Raw genomic sequence first — 18,947 nt, 5'->3', positions numbered from 1 at the left:
CTGCTAAATTGCCATCATCGATCCTGAGTGCTGATGCCATGCGTATCGACGGTTTTACCCCGCAGTCCTACCCGCTCAAGCGCACGCCACGCAAGGCTGCAGTGCGTGACGAGGCCATCGAAGACGCCGAGCTGGTCGAGGAGGCAGAAGCCACCCCGCAGGACGCCACTGCACGCCGCCGTAGCGGTGGCCTGCCGGCCCGCCAGCAGGACATGATCTTCCCCCGTGCCCGCGACCGTCGCACCGCCACGGCGCTGGCCAGCTACCTGAGCACTGCCGGTTTTACCGACTGGGACATGGATGTACTGGGGCTGGACCTGTACATTTGAGGGATGACGCCATCCCCCCTGCCTTATTTTCTCGGTTGTCCGTCCTGGAGCGAAAACGCCTGGCGCGACTACCTGTACCCCGCCGACGCCAACAGCAATGAAATGCTTGGCTTCTACAGCCAGGTGTTCAACGCGGTCGAGGGCAATACCACGTTCTATGCACGCCCGGCCCCCGGCACCATCGCCCGCTGGGCGCAGGTCATGCCCGCACATTTTCGCTTCACCGCCAAGTTTCCCCGGGATATCAGCCACGCCAGCGACCTGCGTGAGCAACTTGAGCCTGCCTGCGACTTCACCCGCCTGATGGCCCCGTTGGGCCAGCGTGTATCGCCGTACTGGCTGCAGTTGCCAGCGCAGTTCGGCCCCGCACGGCTGGCTGAGCTTTGCCAGTTTCTCGATCAGGCTGGGGTGCCGGTGGCGGTGGAAGTGCGCAACCAGGCCTTCTTTGCCAAAGGTGAAGAAGAGCGGCTGCTCAACCGCCTGTTGCACGAGCGTGGCGTGGAGCGCATCTGCCTGGACCCGCGTGCGCTGTTCAGTTGCACCTCGCGCGACCCGGCAGTACTGCACGCGCAGGCGAAAAAGCCCAAGGTACCGCCACGCCCCGCAGCGTTCAGCCAGCACCCCCAGGTGCGCTTCATCGGCCATCCGCAGCTGGAGGCCAACGAGGCGTTTCTCACCCCCTGGGTGGCCAAGGTGGCCAGCTGGATCGAGGAGGGCCGCAGCCCCTACGTGTTCCTGCACACGTCGGACAACCGCCTGGCTGCTGCCCTGGCCCAGCATTTTCACCAGCGCCTGATGCGCCGCCTGCCAGGCCTTGCCGCGCTACCGGAATTGCCGCGTGCGCCCGAGGTCGAACAACTGGGGCTACTATGAGCACTCCCTGACTGCCGGAGGTTGAACCATGGATGTGCAAACCCTGCGAGCCGAAGCCTTCAAGGCTTTGCATGAGCGTGACAGCGCTTTCGTCATCCCCAACCCCTGGGATGCCGGCTCTGCCAAGCTGCTGGCCAGCCTGGGCTTCGAAGCGCTGGCGACCACCAGTGCCGGCCTGGCTTTCAGCCTGGGCCGACCCGACGCCGAAGGCGCCTTGAGCCTGGACGATACGCTCGGCAATGCCGGCGAAATCGTCGACGCTACGGCATTGCCAGTGGCGGCGGACCTGGAAAACGGCTTCGGCGACCTGCCGGAAGATTGCGCCCAGGCCATTCTGCGCGCTGCCGAAGTGGGCCTGGTGGGCGGCTCCATCGAAGATGCCAGTGGCCGTGGCGATGTGCCGATCTATGACCTCGGGTTGGCAGTAGAGCGTGTGCGCGCAGCCGTGCAAGCCGCGCGTAGCCTGCCGTTCCCGTTCACCCTGTGCGCCCGCGCCGAGAACCTGTTGCACGGCCGCCTGGACCTGGACGACACCATCCAGCGCCTGCAGGCCTATGCCGAAGCCGGCGCCGATGTGCTCTATGCGCCCGGGCTGCGCACTGTCGAGGAAATCCGTGCGGTGGTGCAAGCCGTTGCGCCACGGCCGGTGAACGTGCTGATGGGCATGCCAGGCGTGCCGCTGAGCGTCAACCAGCTGCAGGACCTGGGCGTGCGCCGTATCAGTGTCGGCTCGTCGCTGGCCCGCGCCGCGCTGGGGGCGTTCCACCGGGCCGCGCTGGAAATTCGCCAAGAGGGCACGTTCGCCTACGCTGAGCAGGCATTGCCGTTCGCCCAGCTCAACGAGCTGTTCCGCCGCTGATGCGGGCAGCGCTGGCGCTGCTGGTCGGCCTGCTGGTGCTGGTCGGGCTGGCCTGGCAGTTGGGCTGGCGGCTACCGTCGGTGTGGAACCCCTGGGCTCCGCTGGACGTGCGCCAGCCGCCCAACCTGCTGACCCCGTACAAGCTGTCACGCCTGCGGGATGACCCGCTGCTGTGTCGCCAGGCGCTGGCAACCAGCCGCCTGCGCTACCGCGCGCAAGCCGACAGCCCACCGTCGGCCGACTGCCCGCTGCATGACGTATGGCGCATCGAAGGCGGCCAGGCGCGGCTCAGTAGCAGCTTCCTCGCCAGTTGCCCGCTGGCAGTGGCCTACGCGCTGTTCGAGCAGCACGGCTTGCAACCGGTGGCGCAGCGGGTGTTGGGCCAGCCGGTGACGCAGGTCGATCACCTGGGCAGTTTCGCCTGCCGCAACCTGTACCATCGCAAGCAGGGCAGCCTGAGCCAGCACGCCACGGCCAACGCCCTGGATATCAGCGGTTTTCGCCTGCAGAACGGTCAGCGTATCGTGCTGGCGCGTGACTGGCAGGCGGGCGGGCGCAAGGCGGACTTCCTCCGCCAGCTACAGCAGGCGGCCTGCGACAGTTTCAGCACGGTATTAGGGCCAGACTACAACGCGGCGCATCGTGACCACTTTCACCTGGACATGGGGCGCTGGCAGGTGTGCCGTTAGCCTCGGGCGCTCAGGCGTGTACGCGCACGTTGTTCAGCACCACCGGGCGCGCCCAGTGCAGGTCGAACGCCAAGTCGGTCTGCTGTTTGGCCAGGGTGCTGTCGTCGAACGGTTCAGGCGCCGGGTCCAGCAGGTCGGTCTCGAATTCGGCGATGGGCAGGAACAACGGCCGCGGGGCAGGGCCCGGGCCTGGTTCGGCAAGCGGCTGGCCCTGGCTCATCACCACCGGGCGTAGCCAGCTGTTGCTGATATCCAGCTGACGCTGCTGCTCGATCAGTTCGACCGCGCTGAATGGCTCGGGAGCGGGCGGCAGCAGGTTGGCTTCGAGTTCGGCCTTGGGCAGGAACAACGGCTCGGGCGGTGCCACCACGGTGTCATGCACCGGGCAGGCCCGCTGGGCGTCGATCAGCGCCAGGGCGCGGGCGCCACCGATGGGTTCGCCGCTGTCCTGGTCGTAGCGGACGAACGACTGGCTGACGCTATCCGCTGGCTCTTCCTGCTGCTCGGCCATGGCCCGGGCAAAAAAATCCTGCCACAGGTGGCTGACGCCCCCGAGTGCCTGGGTATTGTGCTGACTGTAGTTGCCGACAGGCGACAGGTAGGTCAGGCCAATGGGAAGAGTATCTGTCATGGCAGTCGCGCGCGTTGTGCTCTGGCAGAATAGCGGAATATTGCCTGTATCGGCCGTGATGGCCGATACCTTAATGGCTGGGTTCAATTTTCAGGTGTGAATGATGGAAGAGCAGGGCACAGGTATCCGGGTCGAGGCACTGTCGGCGGAATTCGAGGCGCAAGCTGCGGTGTGGGCCGAACGCCTCGGCTTGCCGCTGCACGACGAGGCCGCCGGCTTTGCCGTGCAGGTCGGCGTCGATGGCCTGCAGATCCAGCAGTTGGGCCCGCAGGCCCCGGGCCCGGTACGGGTGGACTTCGTCGAGGGCCAGGCTGCGCACCGGCGCCAGTTTGGCGGTGGCACCGGGCAGATGATCGCCAAGGCCGTGGGTATTGCCCAGGGGGTACGGCCGCAGGTACTCGATGCCACGGCCGGTCTGGGCAAGGACGCCTTCGTGCTGGCCAGCCTGGGTTGCCAGATGACCCTGATCGAACGCCAGCCACTGATTGCCGCGCTGCTGGAGGACGGCCTGGCGCGGGCCCGGGCCGATGAAGAGGTGGCACCGATCGTCGGCCGTATGCGCCTGCTGACCGGTAATGCCATCGAGCGCATGCGTGCCTGGGAAGGGGAGGCGCCGCAGGTGATCTACCTCGACCCGATGTTCCCGCACCGCGACAAGAGCGCCTTGGTGAAGAAGGAAATGCGCGTGTTCCGGCCACTGGTGGGCGACGACCTGGACGCCCCGGCCCTGCTCGAAGCGGCCCTGGCGCTGGCCAGCCACCGGGTGGTGGTGAAGCGCCCGCGCAAGGCGCCGATCATCGACGGGCCGAAGCCGAGCCACAGCCTGGAGGGTAAGTCGAGCCGGTACGACATTTACCCGAAGAAGGCGCTGAAGGCCTGAACCCAAGGGCTGCAATACCCCTGTAGGAGCGGCCTTGCGTCGCGATGGGGCGCGCAGCGGCCCCCGGTCTACAGCTTCGCCACAAACACAGCCGGGGCTGCTTAGCAGCCCTTCGCGACCAGGCCGCTGCGCTGGGTATCAGGGGCGAAACGCCCGCAAGAACACCCCGACCACCTCGCGCACATGGGCCTCGGCCTCGTCGCCCTCCAGCGGCCCCGCACAGCCCAGCAGCAAGCGGTAGTCCGGCGCGCCCTTGACCAGGCAGAAGAAATGCTCCGCCGCGCGCCGCGGGTTGTCGACACGTAGCAGCCCGCGCTCATGCGCCCCGCGCAGCAGCGCTTCCATCCCGGCCAGTACGCGCTTGGGCCCGGCCTCATAGAAATACTCGCCGAAGCTGGGGTCCAGGCTGCCCTGGGCCATGATCAGGCGACACAGCTTCACGGCTTCATCGCTGCTGACCAGCGCCTGGAAACCGCGGGCGATAGTCAACAACACCTCATCCACCGCTGCCCCCTCGGGGTATTCGAACAGCAGGTCGGGCAGCTGCAACTGACAAGTGGCCATGACCGCCGAGCAGAACAAGGTCTGCTTGTCGGTGAAGTGGCTGTACACGGTGAGTTTTGAAACACCTGCCGCCGCAGCGACCGCATCCATGCTGGTGTTGGCATAACCAAGGCTGAGGAACAGCGCCTTGGCTGCCTCGAGAATCGCCTCGCGCTTGGCCAGGTCCTTGGGCCGGCCCGGGCCTATGGGTGCGTCGTGGGACATGGGAACCCGCATTTTTTCAAAAGGTTGCTCATCTTACCGGCTCGAACGGCTTGCGGCTGCAGGTAAAACCCTGGAACAGGAAAGTCATGCCATGCGTCGATGTCTGGTTGATATCAGATTGCAAGCCTAATAGCATCATCGGCCGTTTTTGCCCTACCGCTTTGCTTTCGAAGGATCGAACATGCTTTCCCCCTCCCTGCGCCCGCGTGCCGTTGGCCGGCTCGCATGCGCCCTGTTGGCCATTTTCGTGGGTGCCGCCAGTGCAGCGCCGATGGGCACACCCGGCGACCAGGACCTGATTCGTGAGCGCCAGAACCGCCTGCTGGAAGAGCAGCAACGGCGTCTGGAACAGTTGAAGGAGCTGCCTGGCAAAGGCACCGAAACGGCCGCGCCGGCCAAGCCCGTCGACAGCCGTTGTTTTCCGATCAGCGATATCCTGCTGGACGGCGCCGATGCGCTGTCTTCCTCAGAGCGCGAGCGCCTGCTCAAACCCTATCTCGGCCAGTGCCTGGGTGTCGCGCAGCTGAACGCGCTGCTCAAGGACATCACCGACCTCTACATTGGCAAAGGCCTGGTCACCAGCCGCGCCTACCTGCCCCAGCAGGACCTGTCCAGCGGCCACCTGAGAGTCATCGTGGTGGAGGGCCGCCTGGAAGGCCTGAAACCGGCAGCAGGCAGCAAGCTGTCGGCGCGCGAACTGGGCATGAGCTTTCCTGGCCGGGCTGGCGACCTGCTGGACCTGCGCCAGATCGAGCAAATGGTCGATCAGCTCAACCGCCTGCCTTCCAACCAGGCGCAAATGGAGTTGACCCCGGGCAAAGCGGTGGGTGGCAGCGAGGTGGTCGTGCGCAATAGCCCACAAAAGCCTTGGCGCGTGGGCCTGTCGCGCAGCAACGACGGCCAGCGCAGTACCGGTGAGCAGCAGTGGGGCAGCAGCCTGGAATGGGACAGCCCGTTGGGCCTGGCCGACCAGCTGGTGCTGCGTGGCAGCCACGATGCCATCAGCGACCACCAGAAAACCTCGCACAGCGCCATGCTCTACTACAACCTGCCGTTCGGCTGGTGGAACCTCAGCTACAGCTATAGCCAGAGCGAGTACCGCTCGCTGGGCGAGGCTTCGGGGTTCAATTTCAAGCAGACCGGTGACAGCCAGAACCACCAGCTGCGCCTGGAACGAGTGATCCACCGCGATGCCCAAAGCAAGACCTCGCTCAACACCGGCCTGAGTTACCTGCGCACCAACAACTTCATCGAAGACAGCAAGCTGGACACCAGCAGCAACCGCCTGAGTGAAGCGCAGTTCGGCATCAACCACGGGCGACGTCTCGGCAACGCCTTCGTCAACTTCGACCTGGGCATGCAGGACGGCATCGGCGCCTTCGATGCCCAGCGCGAAGACCAGCGCAGCACCACCGGCAAGCGCCAGCCCAACGCCCGCTACCGCAAGTACACCGCCACGGTCAGCTACCTGCAGCCGTTCACGCTATGGGGTGAGCAGATGGTGTTCAGCAGCCTGGTCACCGGCCAACGCAGCGAAGACCTGCTGTTCAGCCCGCAACGCATGAGCCTGGGCAGCCAGTCGTCGATCCGTGGTTACAAGGACCAGAGCCTCAATGGCGACAGTGGCTACTACTGGCGCAACGATGTGCGCTGGAGCCGGCCGGTGGCCTGGGACTGGTTGCGGCCGGTGCTGACCGAGTATGGCCTGGGCCTGGCCTACGACGTCGGTGCCATTCGCCATGATCGCTACAACAGCGGGCAAAGCGGCCGGCTGTCCAGCGATGCAGTCGAGCTGTTCGCCCGCGGCAAGCACCTGTCCGCCAGCGTGACCTTCGCCCACTCGCTCGAGCGCCCCGCCGCCATCGAGGCGCGGGAAACGCCGGTCTACTTCCGCCTGGACTTCTTCCTTTAACACCGTTTTTCCCGAGTACCGACATGGACGTTCGTCAATTCGCCTTCCTGGCCCGCCAGCCTTCGGCTGCCCTGCAACCACGCCAGACCTTCTGGGGCTTGTCCAAGCGTGGGCTGGCTTTCATGCTGGCCAACATGATGTTCTGGCAGCCGCTGGTGGCCATGGCCGACGGCATCGTGGTCAACGGCAGCGGCACCCAACTCGGCCAGGCCGGCAATGGCGTGCCCATCGTCAATATCGCTGCGCCCAGCGCTGCCGGCCTGTCGCACAACAAGTTCAGTGACTACAACGTCGGCCAGCAAGGCGTCATCCTCAACAACGCCACCGGCCGCACCCAAGCCACCCAGCTGGGCGGGATCATTCTCGGCAACAGCAACCTCGGCGGCCGTGCGGCGAGCACCATCCTCAACGAGGTCAATGGTGGCAACCCGAGCCAGCTCAAGGGCTACACCGAGGTGGCCGGGCGCTCGGCCCATGTCATCGTCGCCAACCCTTATGGCGTCACCTGCAACGGCTGCGGTTTCATCAACACGCCGAAGGCCACGCTGACCACTGGCAAGCCGGTGATCGAAAACGGGCAACTGCAGCGCTACCAGGTGGAACAGGGCAGTGTCGCCATCGAAGGTGCCGGGCTCAACGCCAGCAACGTCGACCAGTTCGAAATCATTACCCGCAGCGCCAGGATCAATGCCGAGATCCAGGCCCGCCAGCTGGCGCTGGTGGCCGGCAGCAACGACGTGGATGCACACAGCCTGGCCGCCACTGCCCGTAGCGCCGACCCGGCTCAGGCCCCGCAGTTGGCCATTGACTCCTCGGCATTGGGCGGCATGTACGCCAACACCATCAAACTGGTGGGCACCGAGGCCGGCGTGGGGGTGAAGCTGGACGGCAAGCTGATTGCCAGCGGCGGCGACATCCAGCTCGATGCCAACGGCCAGCTGCGCCTGGCCGAGGCCACTGCAGCCAACGGCTCGGTGGCGATCAAGGCCGGCCAGCTCGATGCCCAGGGCACGGTGTATGCCGGCAATGCACTGCAGGTGCGCACCCAGGGCGACCTGAACAACCGCCAGGCCCTTGCTGCCGGGCAGCGCATCAGCCTCGACAGCGGTGGCCGCCTGAGCAACCAGGGCATCATCGAAGCGGGCGTCAACGCCGACAATAGCCGCAATACCACCGGCGACGTGCGCCTGAACGCCGCGCAGGTGGACAACCATGGTCACACCGTGGTGGCCAGCCGCGACCTGAATGTCACGGCGCGGCAAAGCCTGAACAACCAGGGTGGCACCCTCGCTGCCCAGCGGCAGCTGAGCGCCAGCGCCGCCACCCTCGACAATCGCAATGCCGGCAGGCTGGCGGCCGGCGGCCAGGCCGACCTCACCGCTACCGGCCTGCTCAATGGTCAGGGCGGGCTGATCGACGGCGTGACCGTGAACGCCAAGGTCGGCCAGCTGGACAATACCGCCGGCACGTTGCGCGCTGGCCAGCACCTTGGCCTGACGGCCAATGCTGCGGTGGATAACCGTGGCGGCCAGCTCACCAGCCTGCAGACCCTCAGCCTCGAGGCTGGCCAGGTGAACAACAGTGATGGCGGACGCATCGCCAGCAACCAGGCGCTGCGCGCCAGTGTCACCGGGCTCGACCAGCGCAATGGCGGCCGCCTGACCAGTGCCAGCGAACTGAGCCTGGACCTGAACAAGGGCCAGCTGAACAACCAGGGCGGCCTGATCAATGCGCCGCGCCTGACCCTGGCGAATCTCGACAGCGTGGATAACCGCCAGGGCGAGATTTCCAGCGCCCAGGCCTTTGCACTGGTGGCCCGCAGCCTCGACAACAGCCTCGGCAAACTGCTCGGCAACCAGAACCTGACCGTGCAGCTGGAACAGGCGCTGAACAATACAGGCGGCCTGGTTTCTGCAAGCGGCGTCGAGGTACGTGCGGCCAGCCTGGACAACCATCAAGGTACCCTGACCAGTCGTGCCAACCTGGCACTGCAGGTGGCAGGTGCCAGCAACAACCAGGCCGGCGAGATTTCCAGCGTCGGCACCACCAGCCTCAAGGGCGGCAGCCTGGACAACCAGGCTGGGCAGGTGAGTGCTGATGGCGCGCTGCAGGTGGCCCTGGACAATGCCTTGGACAATCGCCAGGGCTTGCTCGGCTCTGGCGGGGCGATCGACCTGCAGGCCGGCAGCCTCGACAACCGCCAGGGTGGCAGCCTGGTTGGCGATGCTGGCCTGGCTGCGCGGGTCGCCGGGCTGCTGGACAACCAGCAAGGCGAGATCAACGTCAAGGGTGGCCTCGACCTGCACGCCGGTAAACTCGACAACCGCACCGGCAAGCTGCGCGCCGGCCAGGAGGCGCGGCTGGAGGTCGACCAGCTGGACAATCGCCAGCAAGGGCTGCTGAACAGCCTGGCGGCGTTCAGCTACAAGGGCACGCAGCTGGACAACCGTGGCGGCCTGCTCAGCGCCGCCGGGCCCCTTCGCCTGGAGGGCGCCAGCCTGGACAACAGCGGCGGCAGGGTTTCCAGCCAGCGCGCGCTGGTGGCCCAGCTTGGTCGCATCATCAACCAGGGTGGCGAACTGGTCGCGCAGGGCGACCTGCTGCTCACCGGCACCAGCCTCGACAACCGCAGCAACGGCCTGGTCGGCGGTACCAGCGCGTTGCAGCTGAATGTGGCCGAAATCGACAACCGTGGCGGGGAGATCTCCACCAGCAAAGGCTTGACGCTGCAAGGCAGCCGTCTGGACAACAGCGACAGTGGCAAGGTCCTTGCCGGTAGCAGCCTGCAACTGCAGATGGCCGAGCTGATCAACCGTAACCTGGGCCTGCTGTCTGCTGCAGGCCCGCTGACCCTCGCTGGCCAGCAACTGGACAACAGCCTCGGGCGCCTGGTCAGTGGCGGCGACCTGGACATTGGCTTGGCGGGCGGGCTGGCCAACCAGCAGGGGCTGATCACAGCCGAAGGGCGCCTGGGCGCCACGGTCGGTAGCCTGGACAACAGCAGTGGCAAGCTCTCCAGCGCAGCCGACCTGACCCTGGCCAGCGCAGGCGCACTGCGCAACCGCAGCGGCTCGATCACCACCGACGCCGGGTTGGCCCTCACCAGCGGCAGTCTCGATAACGGCGCGGCCGGCCTGCTCAGCAGCAAGGGCGCGGCCAGGCTCGACACCGGGACCTTCGACAACGGCCAAGGCGCACAGCTGCTCAGCGGTGATCGCCTCGACCTGAAAACCGGCCAGCTCAACAACGGCCAGGGCAGCCGCATCGCCAGTGAAAAGGCCCTGGTCGCCAGCGTTACCGGGCTGGCCCAGGACGGTGGCCAGCTGTTCAGCAAAAGCGCCTTGACCCTCGACCTGAACCACGGCCAGCTGCGCAACCGCCAGGGCCTGATCAACGCCCCCCTGCTGGTGCTGAACAACCTTGCCGAGGTGGATAACCAACAGGGCGAGATCTCCAGCGCCCAGGCCTTCACCGTGGCCGCGCGCAGCCTGGACAACAGCCATGGCCGGCTGATCGCCGAGCAGGGCCTGACCCTGCGCATCGAGCAGTTGCTGAACAACCTCAAGGGCCTGGTATCGGCCGATGGCCTGGGCCTGCACAGCGGCAGCCTGGACAACAGCCAAGGCCTGATCAGCAGCCGTGCCGGCCAGCTCGTGGCGGTGGACGGTGAGCTGCTCAACCAGGGCGGTACGTTGATCGCCGACCAGCAACTGGAGCTGCAGGCCGCCAGCCTGGTCAACCAGCAGGGGCAGGTGTCGGCAGGTGGCGCGTTGCAGGCCCGGTTCGGCAAGCTCGACAACCAGGCGGGCGTGCTGGTTGCCGCCACTACCCTCAAGCTCGGCGGTGAGGTACTGGACAACCGCCAGGCTGGCCTGGTGGGCGCGAGCCAAGGCCTCGAAGTGCAGGTCAAGGCCGTGGACAACCGCGGCGGCGAGCTGTCCAGCAAGGCGAACGTGACCCTGGGCGGCGAACGCCTGGACAACAGTGAGGGCGGCAAGGTGCTGGCCGACGGCAAGCTGCAGATGGCCGTCGCGCAAGTGATCAACCGCAGCAAGGGTGTGCTCTCGGGCAAAGCCGGCCTGGGCTTGACCGGCAACAGCCTGGACAACGCCGGCGGCCTGCTGCTCAGCCACAAGGCCCTCGATGCAACGCTGCAAGGCACGCTGGACAACCGCCAGGGCCTGATCAGCGCCGAGGGCACCCTTGGCCTGGCGAGCAACCAGCTCGACAACCGCGCCGGGAGTGTTACCAGTGCCGGTGACTTGACCCTCAAGCACACCGGCAACGTGCTCAACCAGGCTGGTGAACTGGTCACCGATGCCGCGCTGCACCTCAGCGCGGCCCAGGTTGGCAACAGCGACCAGGGCACCATCAGTGCCAAAGGGCCAGCCACCCTTCGCGCCAACAGCCTCGATAACAGCCGCCAAGGCCGTATCGACAGCGGCGCCAGCCTGGGCCTGGTCACCGGGCAGTTGGACAACCGCGACGCCGGGCGCATCGCCAGTGACGGCGCGCTCGACATCAACGCCAGCGGCCTTGATCAGCAAGGCGGCCAGTTGTTCAGCAACAGCGCGCTGACCCTCGACCTCAACCATGGCCTGCTGGACAACCGCCAGGGCCTGCTCAACGCACCGTTGCTGGTGCTCAAGAACCTTGACGGGGTGAACAACCAGGGCGGCGAAATCTCCTCGGCGCAGGCCTTCACCCTGGCGGCCCGCAGCCTGGACAACAGCAACGGCAAGGTACTGAGCAACCAGTCGCTGATGCTGCGCATCGACCAGGCCCTGGGCAACATCAAGGGCCTGATCGCCGCCGCGTCGCTCGATGCCCGCGCTGCCAGCCTGGACAACAGCGGCGGCACGCTGACCAGCCGTGGCGACCTCGGCCTGCAACTGGCCGATGGCCTGAGCAATGGCCAGCAAGGCCTGATCAGCGCCGCCGGCCTGCTGGCTATCGCCGCCCGTTCCGTAAATAACCAGGCGGGCTCGCTGCTGGGCAACGCCATTCGTGTCGACTTCGGCAGTGCCACGGGCGACCTGAACAACGACAGTGGCCTGATCACCACCGCCGGTGCGCTGACCCTCGATCACCTGCGCGACCTGAGCAACCGCAGTGGTGAGATTTCCACCCGGCAAGACCTCGGCCTGGCCGGCCGCAACCTGGACAACAGCGCCGGCAAACTGATCAGCAGTGGCCAACTGAATGTTACCGCCCGGCACCTGAACAACCAGGGCGGGCTGGTTTCGGGCTGGCAGGGCCTGGGCGTCAACCTGGGCAGCCTGGACAATCGCCAGCAGGGCACCTTGTCCAGCCGCAACGGCGCGCTGGACGCGCAAGTCAGCGGCGACTTGCTGAACAGCGCCGGTGGCGCCTTGGTCAGCCAGCAAGCCTTGAACGTGACAGCGGCGAGCCTGGACAACAGTGGCGCCGGCATCCTTTCCAGTGCGGGTGGGCAGCGCCTGACCGTCAGCGGCCTGCTGAACAACGCCCAGGGTGGCTTGATCGACAGCGCCGCGGCCCTGACCCTGAATGCCATGGCCCTGGGCAATGGCAGCGGCAGCATCAGTGCCGGGCAGGCGCTCGAAGTGAATGCCGGCAGCCTGGACAACAGCGCCGGCAGCCTGATCGGCAACGCCGCCGTTACCCTCAAGCTGCTCGGTGCCCTTGGCAACAACCACGGCAAGCTCGCCAGCGCCGGCCCCCTGCGCATCGACAACGCCACGCAGATCGACAACCAGGCTGGGCAGATCGCCAGCCAGGGCCTGCTGAGCCTGTTCGCCGCCAGCCTGGACAACCGCAACCGTGGCACCCTGGCCGCCAACCAGCAGTTGACCCTGGCCGTTGACGGCCAACTGCTGAACAGCGCCGATGGCCTGATCTACAGCCAGAACGGCGGTGCCGATGTGCGCGCCGCCAGCCTGGACAATGCCAAGGGCACCCTGCAGAGCCAGGGCGCCTTGCGCCTGGCCAGCGGTGATATCGACAACCAGAGTGGCCGCATCCTCGCCGACACTGGCGACCTCGATGTCAGCGCCGGCAACCTGAACAACCGTGGCGGCGTGCTGTCCAGCCTGCACGGCACGTTGGCCGCCGACCTGCGCGGTGTGCTGAGCAACGGTTACGACCAGGCCAACAACCGCCAGGGTGGCATCACCCAGGCCCAGGCCCTCGACCTCAAGGTGCAGGGGGGCATCGACAACTATGGCGGGCGGATTGCGGCACAGGCCGGCGACGCCCTGGTCACCACCGGCGATTTCGACAACCGCAACGGTGGCCTCTACGCCCAAGGGCTGGTCAAGGTCAGCGGTGGCAATTTCGACAACAGCGGCGACAACGATGGGCAGATCGCCGGCCAACGCATCGACCTCGACCTCAGCGGGGCACTGAACAACCGCCTGGGCATCATCGAAAGTGACAGCACCCTGGCGATCAAGGCGGCCAGCCTCGACAACCAGACCGGCCAGCTGCGCGCCCTGGGCAGCGGCGGCGCCACCCGCCTGCAGCTTGGTGGGCAATTCGATAACCGCAACGGCAGCCTGGAAACCGCAAACAGTGACCTCGGCCTCGACGTTGGCAGTTTCCTCAACGCCGGCGGCAGCCTGCTGCACGTCGGCAGTGGCAACTTCGACATCAGCACCGCCAACGTCACCGGCGCCGGCGGCAGTATCGTCACCCGCGGCGGCCTGACCCTCAACGCTGGCAGCTGGAGCAATAGCAACGTCATCCAGGCCGGGCGCCTGACGCTCAATGTCGGCAACTTCAGCCAGACCGCCAACGGCCAGTTGCTGGCCAGCGAAGCGCTGGTCGGCAGCGGCAGCGACTGGCGCAACGACGGCCTGATCGCCAGTGACGGCAGCCTCAGCCTCAACCTTGGCGGGACCTATGCCGGCAATGGCCGCCTGAGCAGCCGTGGCACCCTCGGCCTCAGCGCCGCACAGGTGAACCTGGGCAGCGCCGGCAGCATTGCCGGCGGTAGCGCCACCAGCGTCTCGGTAGCCGGGCAGCTGAACAATGCCGGGCGCCTGACCTCTGCTGGCGGGCTCAACCTCGGCGCGGGCGGCGTCAACAACCAGGGTACCCTGGGTGCTGGCGAAGCACTGAGCGTGACCACTGGCGCCCTGGTCAACAGCGACCACGGCCTGATCTTCAGCGGCAAGGACATGGGCCTGCGGGTCGCCAGCCTGAGCAACAGCTATGCCGACGTCTACAGCCTGGGCAGCCTGACTATCGACCGCGACGGCCAGGGTGGCCTGGCCAGCAGCATCGTCAACCGTTCCGGCTCGCTGCAGAGCGACCTGTCGATGAGCCTGGCGGCGAGCACCATTCACAACGTACGGGCGGTGCTGCAGACCGAGGACAAGGGCATCTACACGGCCCGCGTCGGCGAGGTGGCCTGCATCGAGGGCTATAACGCCGGCGACTGCGGTGGCAAGCGCAACCACGTGTGGGAAATCGTCCAGCGTGACAAGTTCGAGGTGATCGACGCCAGCGCCGCCTCCAGCATCACCACCGGCGGCAACCTGACCATCCACGGCGGCGACTTGCTCAACAGCAGCAGCACCATCGGCGCTGCTGGCAACCTGGTAGCCACGGTCGGCAACCTGACCAACAGCGGTGTGGAAACCGGCGAGACCGAAACCACGCGCATTTTCCGTTCCGAGCGCACCCGCAATGCCGGTGCCTGGTACCAGCTCGCCAGCTCGATCACCAGCAAATACTGGTATGAAAGCCCCGGTTACAACCCTGACAACCTGGGCGGCCTGCAAGCCGACCTGGCCAGGTTCATCGGCATGACCGAAGCGGAGCTGGTGAGCCTGGGCAGCACCCGCAAACTGGCGGCTGGCGACCAGAGCTACGCCGCCGTGATGCAGGCCAATGGCGCAGTGAGCATCAGCGCCGGCAATGGCATCGACAACAGCGTCGTGCGCCCAGGCTACGCCTACATCGGCAGCGGTGCGCGTACCGATACCACGGCACCTGGCACGGCATTCTCCACCCGCATCACCCTCAACCAGCAGTTGCCGCCAGACCTGGCCCAGCAGCAGGTCAACCCGCTGGCGCTGCCCGGTTTCAGCCTGCCCAGCGGGCAGAACGGCCTGTTCCGCCTGAGCAGCGAGGCGGGCAGCACACCCGCCAGCGGCCCGCAAAGCTGGAGCATGGGCGGCGCGAGCCTGAGTGTGGCGCAGCGCCAGCAGCCGTTGCCGCTGGCCCAAGGGCATACGCTCAGCATCGGTGCTGCCGACCAGGCAACCGCTAGCGGCACCACCCTGAACACTGCCGACCGCACGCAGGCGAACGTCGCCGGCAATGCCAGCGTCGTCGACACCAGCCTGCCTGGCAACGTGGGCGGCCCCGCGCTGCCAGGTCGCTCGGCCGTGGACGACGGCATCAGCCAGGCCTCCACGCTCAATGGCCAGGGCCCGCTCACCCTCGAGCGCGTACAAGGCCTGCCCGACAGCAGCGTGCGCAGCAACCCGCACAAGTACCTGATCGAAACCAACCCGGTGCTCACCGACCTCAAGCAGTTCATGAGTTCCGACTACCTGCTGGCGAACCTTGGCTACAACCCGGACGAAAGCGCCAAGCGCCTGGGCGATGGCTTCTACGAGCAGAAACTGATCCAGCAGGCCGTGCTCGCCCGTACCGGGCAACGCTACATCGATGGCCAGAACACTGACGAACAGCTGTTCAAGTACCTGATGGACAATGCCATCCAGAGCAAGCAACAGCTCAACCTGGCAGTGGGCGTGAGCCTCACCTCCGAACAGGTGGCGGCGCTGACCCATGACATCGTCTGGCTGGAAAGCGCCGAGGTGAACGGCGAGCAGGTGCTGGTGCCGGTGCTCTACCTGGCGCACGGCAACAATCGCCTGACCCCCAACGGCGCGCTGATCGCCGGCAACGATGTCAACCTGATCGCCGGCCAGAACCTCGACAACGTCGGCACCCTGCGCGCCAGCAACAACCTCTCGGCCAAGGCCGGCAACAACCTGGTCAACAGCGGCCTGGTCGAGGCTGGCAACCGCCTCGACCTGCTGGCTGGCAACAACCTGGTGAACAAGGCCGGTGGCATCATCGCCGGGCGGGACGTCAGCCTGTCCGCCGTACAGGACGTGATCAACGAACGCACCCTGACCTCGCACCAGAGCAGCAACGGCAGCTACGCCCAGCAGCGCGACTTCGTCGATAACGCCGCCCGCGTGGAGGCCGCGAACAACCTGGCGATCAACGCCGGGCGCGACCTGCGCAACCACGGCGGCGTGCTCAGCAGCGCTGCCGACACCAGCCTGAAGGCTGGTCGCGATGTGAAGCTGACCTCGGTCGAGCAGGTCGTGGTCAACGACCGCGGCGTACGCCACACCGACAGCAGCGTGACCCAGAACGGCTCGAGCGTGCAGGCCGGGCGTGACCTGATTGTCAGCGCCGGGCGCGATATCAGCGCAGTGGCCAGTGCAATCGAGGCCAAGCGGGATGTGGCGATGGCGGCGACGGGCGATCTGCAACTGGCAGCGGCCACCAACGAGCAGCACTCGGCGAGCAAGACCCGGAAAGTCACCAGCCAGGAGGACCATGTCCAGCAGGTGGGCAGCACCGTGGTGGCTGGCGGCAATGTGGCATTGAAGGCCGGAGACGACCTTGCCCTGAGCGCCAGCCGCGTGACTGCAGGCGATGAGGCATACCTTTACGCCGGCGGCGATGTGCAGCTGGTCGCGCAGGAGAACAGCGACTACAGCTACTACCGCAAGACCAAGACCAGCCACTCCGGGCTATCCAGCAGCCAGAAGACCCGCATCGACAGTTCGACGGCCATCACTCAGCAAGGCTCGTCGGTCAGTGGTGACACGGTGGTCGTTCGCGCCGGGCAGGATATCGGCGTGTCGGGCAGCAGCATCGTGTCGACCAACGACACCAGCCTGCTGGCGGGCCGCAACGTGCAGATCGATAGCGCGACCGAAACGTTCGAGCAGAGCCACGCGAGTTCGAAGAAGAAGTCGGGCCTGCTCAGCAGCGGTGGCATCGGCTTCACGTTGGGCTCGACCAGCCTGGAAAAGACCTCGACCAGCACCAGTGAGAATGCCAAGGCCAGCACCATTGGCAGTGTACTGGGCAATGTCACCATCGAGGCGGGCAAGGACCTCGGTATCAAGGGGTCGGAGGTTATCGCCGGCAAGGACATCACCCTGGTCGGGCAGAACGTCGAGATCGTTGCTGCCGAAAACCACAACACCAGCGAGCAGACCTCCAAGAGCAAGAGCAGCGGCTTGACCCTGGCGTTGTCCGGTACGGTTGGCAGTGCCATCGACACCGCTTACCAGATTACCAAGCAAGCGACCCAGGAAGAGGACAGCCGGCTTTCTGCCCTTCAGGGTATCAAGGCCGGCCTGACCGGTGTCCAGGCCTGGCAGGCTGCCCAGCAGAACGGCGGCATGACGGCGGCCAATGCTGGCCAGTTCGTGGGCATCGCCGTATCGCTGGGCGGGCAGAAGTCAAGTTCACGGCAGACCCAGGAACAGACCGTCAGCCAGGGCAGCAGCCTGACCAGTGGCAACAACCTGAGCATTGTGGCCACCGGCAACGGGGCCGGCAGCGGCGGCGACATCCGGGTCCAAGGCAGTCAACTGAAGGCCGGCAACGACCTGCTGTTGTCCGCTGAACGCGACATCCATCTTGAGGCTGCGGCCAATACGCAAAAGCTCGATGGCAAGAACAGCAGCAGCGGCGGCGCTGTTGGCGCCAGCATCGGTGTTGGTCCCAAAGGTGGTGGCCTCAGCATCTTTGCCAACGCCAACAAGGGCGCCGGCAACGAGAAAGGCAACGGCACGACCTGGACCGAAACCACCCTCGATGCCGGTAATGAGGCGACCCTGCGCAGCGGGCGGGATACCGCGCTCAAAGGCGCGCAGGTCAACGCCGCGAAGATCACCGCCGACGTGGGGCGTGACCTGACGCTGCAGAGCCTGCAGGACACCGACAACTACAAGTCCAAGCAGACCAATGTCAGCGGCGGGCTGAGCGTCACCATCATCGGTACTGGCGGGGCGAGCGGCAGTCTCAGCGTCAGCAAGACCAAGCTCGACTCCAAGTACCAGAGCGTGCAGGAGCAGACCGGTCTGTTCGCCGGCAAGGGCGGTTATCAGGTCGATGTCGGCAAGCACACCCAGCTCGACGGCAGCGTCATTGCCAGTACCGCCGATGCCGACAAGAACCGCCTGAGCACCGGCACCTTGGGCTGGAGCGCTATCGCCAACAAGGCGGAGTTCAAGAGCCAGATGGCCAGTGCCAGCATCAGCGGTGGCAATGGTGGTACTGACAGGTTCACCAGCAACATGCCCAGCGGCACGTTGATCGCCTACAACCACAGCGGCAGTGCCAGCGGCACCACGGCTTCGGCCATTTCCGAGGGCACGCTGGAAATCCGAGACCCGGGCCGGCAGCAGCAGGATGTGGCCAGCCTTAGTCACGACGTCGAGCATGCCAACGACAGCATCAGCCCGATCTTCGACAAGGAGAAGGAACAGCGGCGGCTGCAGCAGGTGCAGCTGATTGGTGAAATCGGCACACAGGTATCGGACATCGTCCGTACCGAGGGGCAGCTGAAGGCCGACAAGGAGGCGCGTGCAGAACTTGATGCACGCGGCATCCCGGCGCCGGGTGAAGGGGCAAGCAAGGATGCGGTCAAGGCGTACCAGGAACAACTGGTCGCCACTGAGGCTTACCAGCGCATCATGGGTAAGTACGGCACCAGTGGTGATTACCAGCGCGTGACCCAGGCCGTGACAGCGGCACTGCAAGGTCTGGCGGGCGGTGATATCGGTTCTGCGCTGGCAGGCGCATCGGCACCATACCTCGCGCAGGTAATCAAGAAATCCACTGGCGACAATAAAGCACTCAACGTCATGGCCCATGCGGTTTTGGGTGCCGTTGTCGCCCAGGCGCAGGGCAACTCGGCGGCGGCCGGTGCAGCGGGTGCGGCCGGCGGCGAGCTGGTTGCCCGCCTGATCACTC

General features: G+C 66.1%; 9 protein-coding genes. 7 read left to right on the top strand and 2 right to left on the bottom strand.

All coding sequences use genetic code 11. The annotated features are described in order from the left end of the window. Positions 1–38: 38 nt before the first annotated feature. Genes JKP78_RS10050 through JKP78_RS10035 form a run of 4 tightly spaced genes read left to right on the top strand, consistent with a single transcriptional unit; the run spans position 39 to position 2,750 of the window. Positions 39–329: a hypothetical protein gene (locus tag JKP78_RS10050; protein WP_170028583.1), complete on the top strand. Its 291-nt coding sequence runs from the start codon at positions 39–41 to the stop codon at positions 327–329. A gap of 3 nt (positions 330–332) precedes the next feature. Next, positions 333–1,202 carry a DUF72 domain-containing protein gene (locus JKP78_RS10045; protein WP_186687183.1) on the top strand — a complete coding sequence of 290 codons (870 nt, stop codon included), beginning with the start codon at positions 333–335 and terminating at the stop codon, positions 1,200–1,202. 28 nt (positions 1,203–1,230) lie between these two features. Then, positions 1,231–2,061 (top strand): isocitrate lyase/PEP mutase family protein, encoded by an 831-nt coding sequence (locus JKP78_RS10040; protein WP_200626620.1) that lies wholly within the window; start codon positions 1,231–1,233, stop codon positions 2,059–2,061. Then, the gene (locus JKP78_RS10035; protein WP_200626619.1) at positions 2,061–2,750 is read left to right on the top strand and encodes an extensin-like domain-containing protein; all 690 of its coding nucleotides are present in this window, start codon (positions 2,061–2,063) and stop codon (positions 2,748–2,750) included. The genes JKP78_RS10040 and JKP78_RS10035 overlap by 1 nt, the downstream gene beginning before the upstream one ends. A gap of 10 nt (positions 2,751–2,760) precedes the next feature. Here JKP78_RS10035 and JKP78_RS10030 read toward each other — a convergent pair whose 3' ends face one another. After that, positions 2,761–3,381 (bottom strand): energy transducer TonB, encoded by a 621-nt coding sequence (locus tag JKP78_RS10030; protein WP_170028591.1) that lies wholly within the window; start codon positions 3,379–3,381, stop codon positions 2,761–2,763. A 103-nt stretch (positions 3,382–3,484) separates the two neighbouring features. Between JKP78_RS10030 and JKP78_RS10025 the strand changes: the two genes are divergently transcribed. Next, positions 3,485–4,261 (top strand): class I SAM-dependent methyltransferase, encoded by a 777-nt coding sequence (locus JKP78_RS10025; protein ID WP_200626752.1) that lies wholly within the window; start codon positions 3,485–3,487, stop codon positions 4,259–4,261. A gap of 138 nt (positions 4,262–4,399) precedes the next feature. Here JKP78_RS10025 and JKP78_RS10020 read toward each other — a convergent pair whose 3' ends face one another. After that, on the bottom strand, positions 4,400–5,041 hold the full coding sequence (locus tag JKP78_RS10020; protein ID WP_200626618.1) for a TetR/AcrR family transcriptional regulator: 642 nt from the start codon (positions 5,039–5,041) through the stop codon (positions 4,400–4,402). A gap of 169 nt (positions 5,042–5,210) precedes the next feature. On the opposite strand from JKP78_RS10020, the gene JKP78_RS10015 reads away from it, so the two are divergent. Further along, positions 5,211–6,941: a ShlB/FhaC/HecB family hemolysin secretion/activation protein gene (locus JKP78_RS10015; protein WP_200626617.1), complete on the top strand. Its 1,731-nt coding sequence runs from the start codon at positions 5,211–5,213 to the stop codon at positions 6,939–6,941. Between the two features lie 23 nt (positions 6,942–6,964). Continuing rightward, positions 6,965–18,947, top strand: an 11,983-nt coding sequence (locus tag JKP78_RS10010) for a hemagglutinin repeat-containing protein (protein WP_200626616.1), incomplete at its 3' end; no start/stop codon positions are given.

It is taken from the genome of Pseudomonas sp. LAM2023 (assembly GCF_016620375.1).
Taxonomy (GTDB): Bacteria; Pseudomonadota; Gammaproteobacteria; order Pseudomonadales; family Pseudomonadaceae; genus Aquipseudomonas; species Aquipseudomonas anuradhapurensis.
Note: the sequence above shows the minus strand (reverse complement) of the source record. Positions and strands in the feature narration are given on the sequence as shown.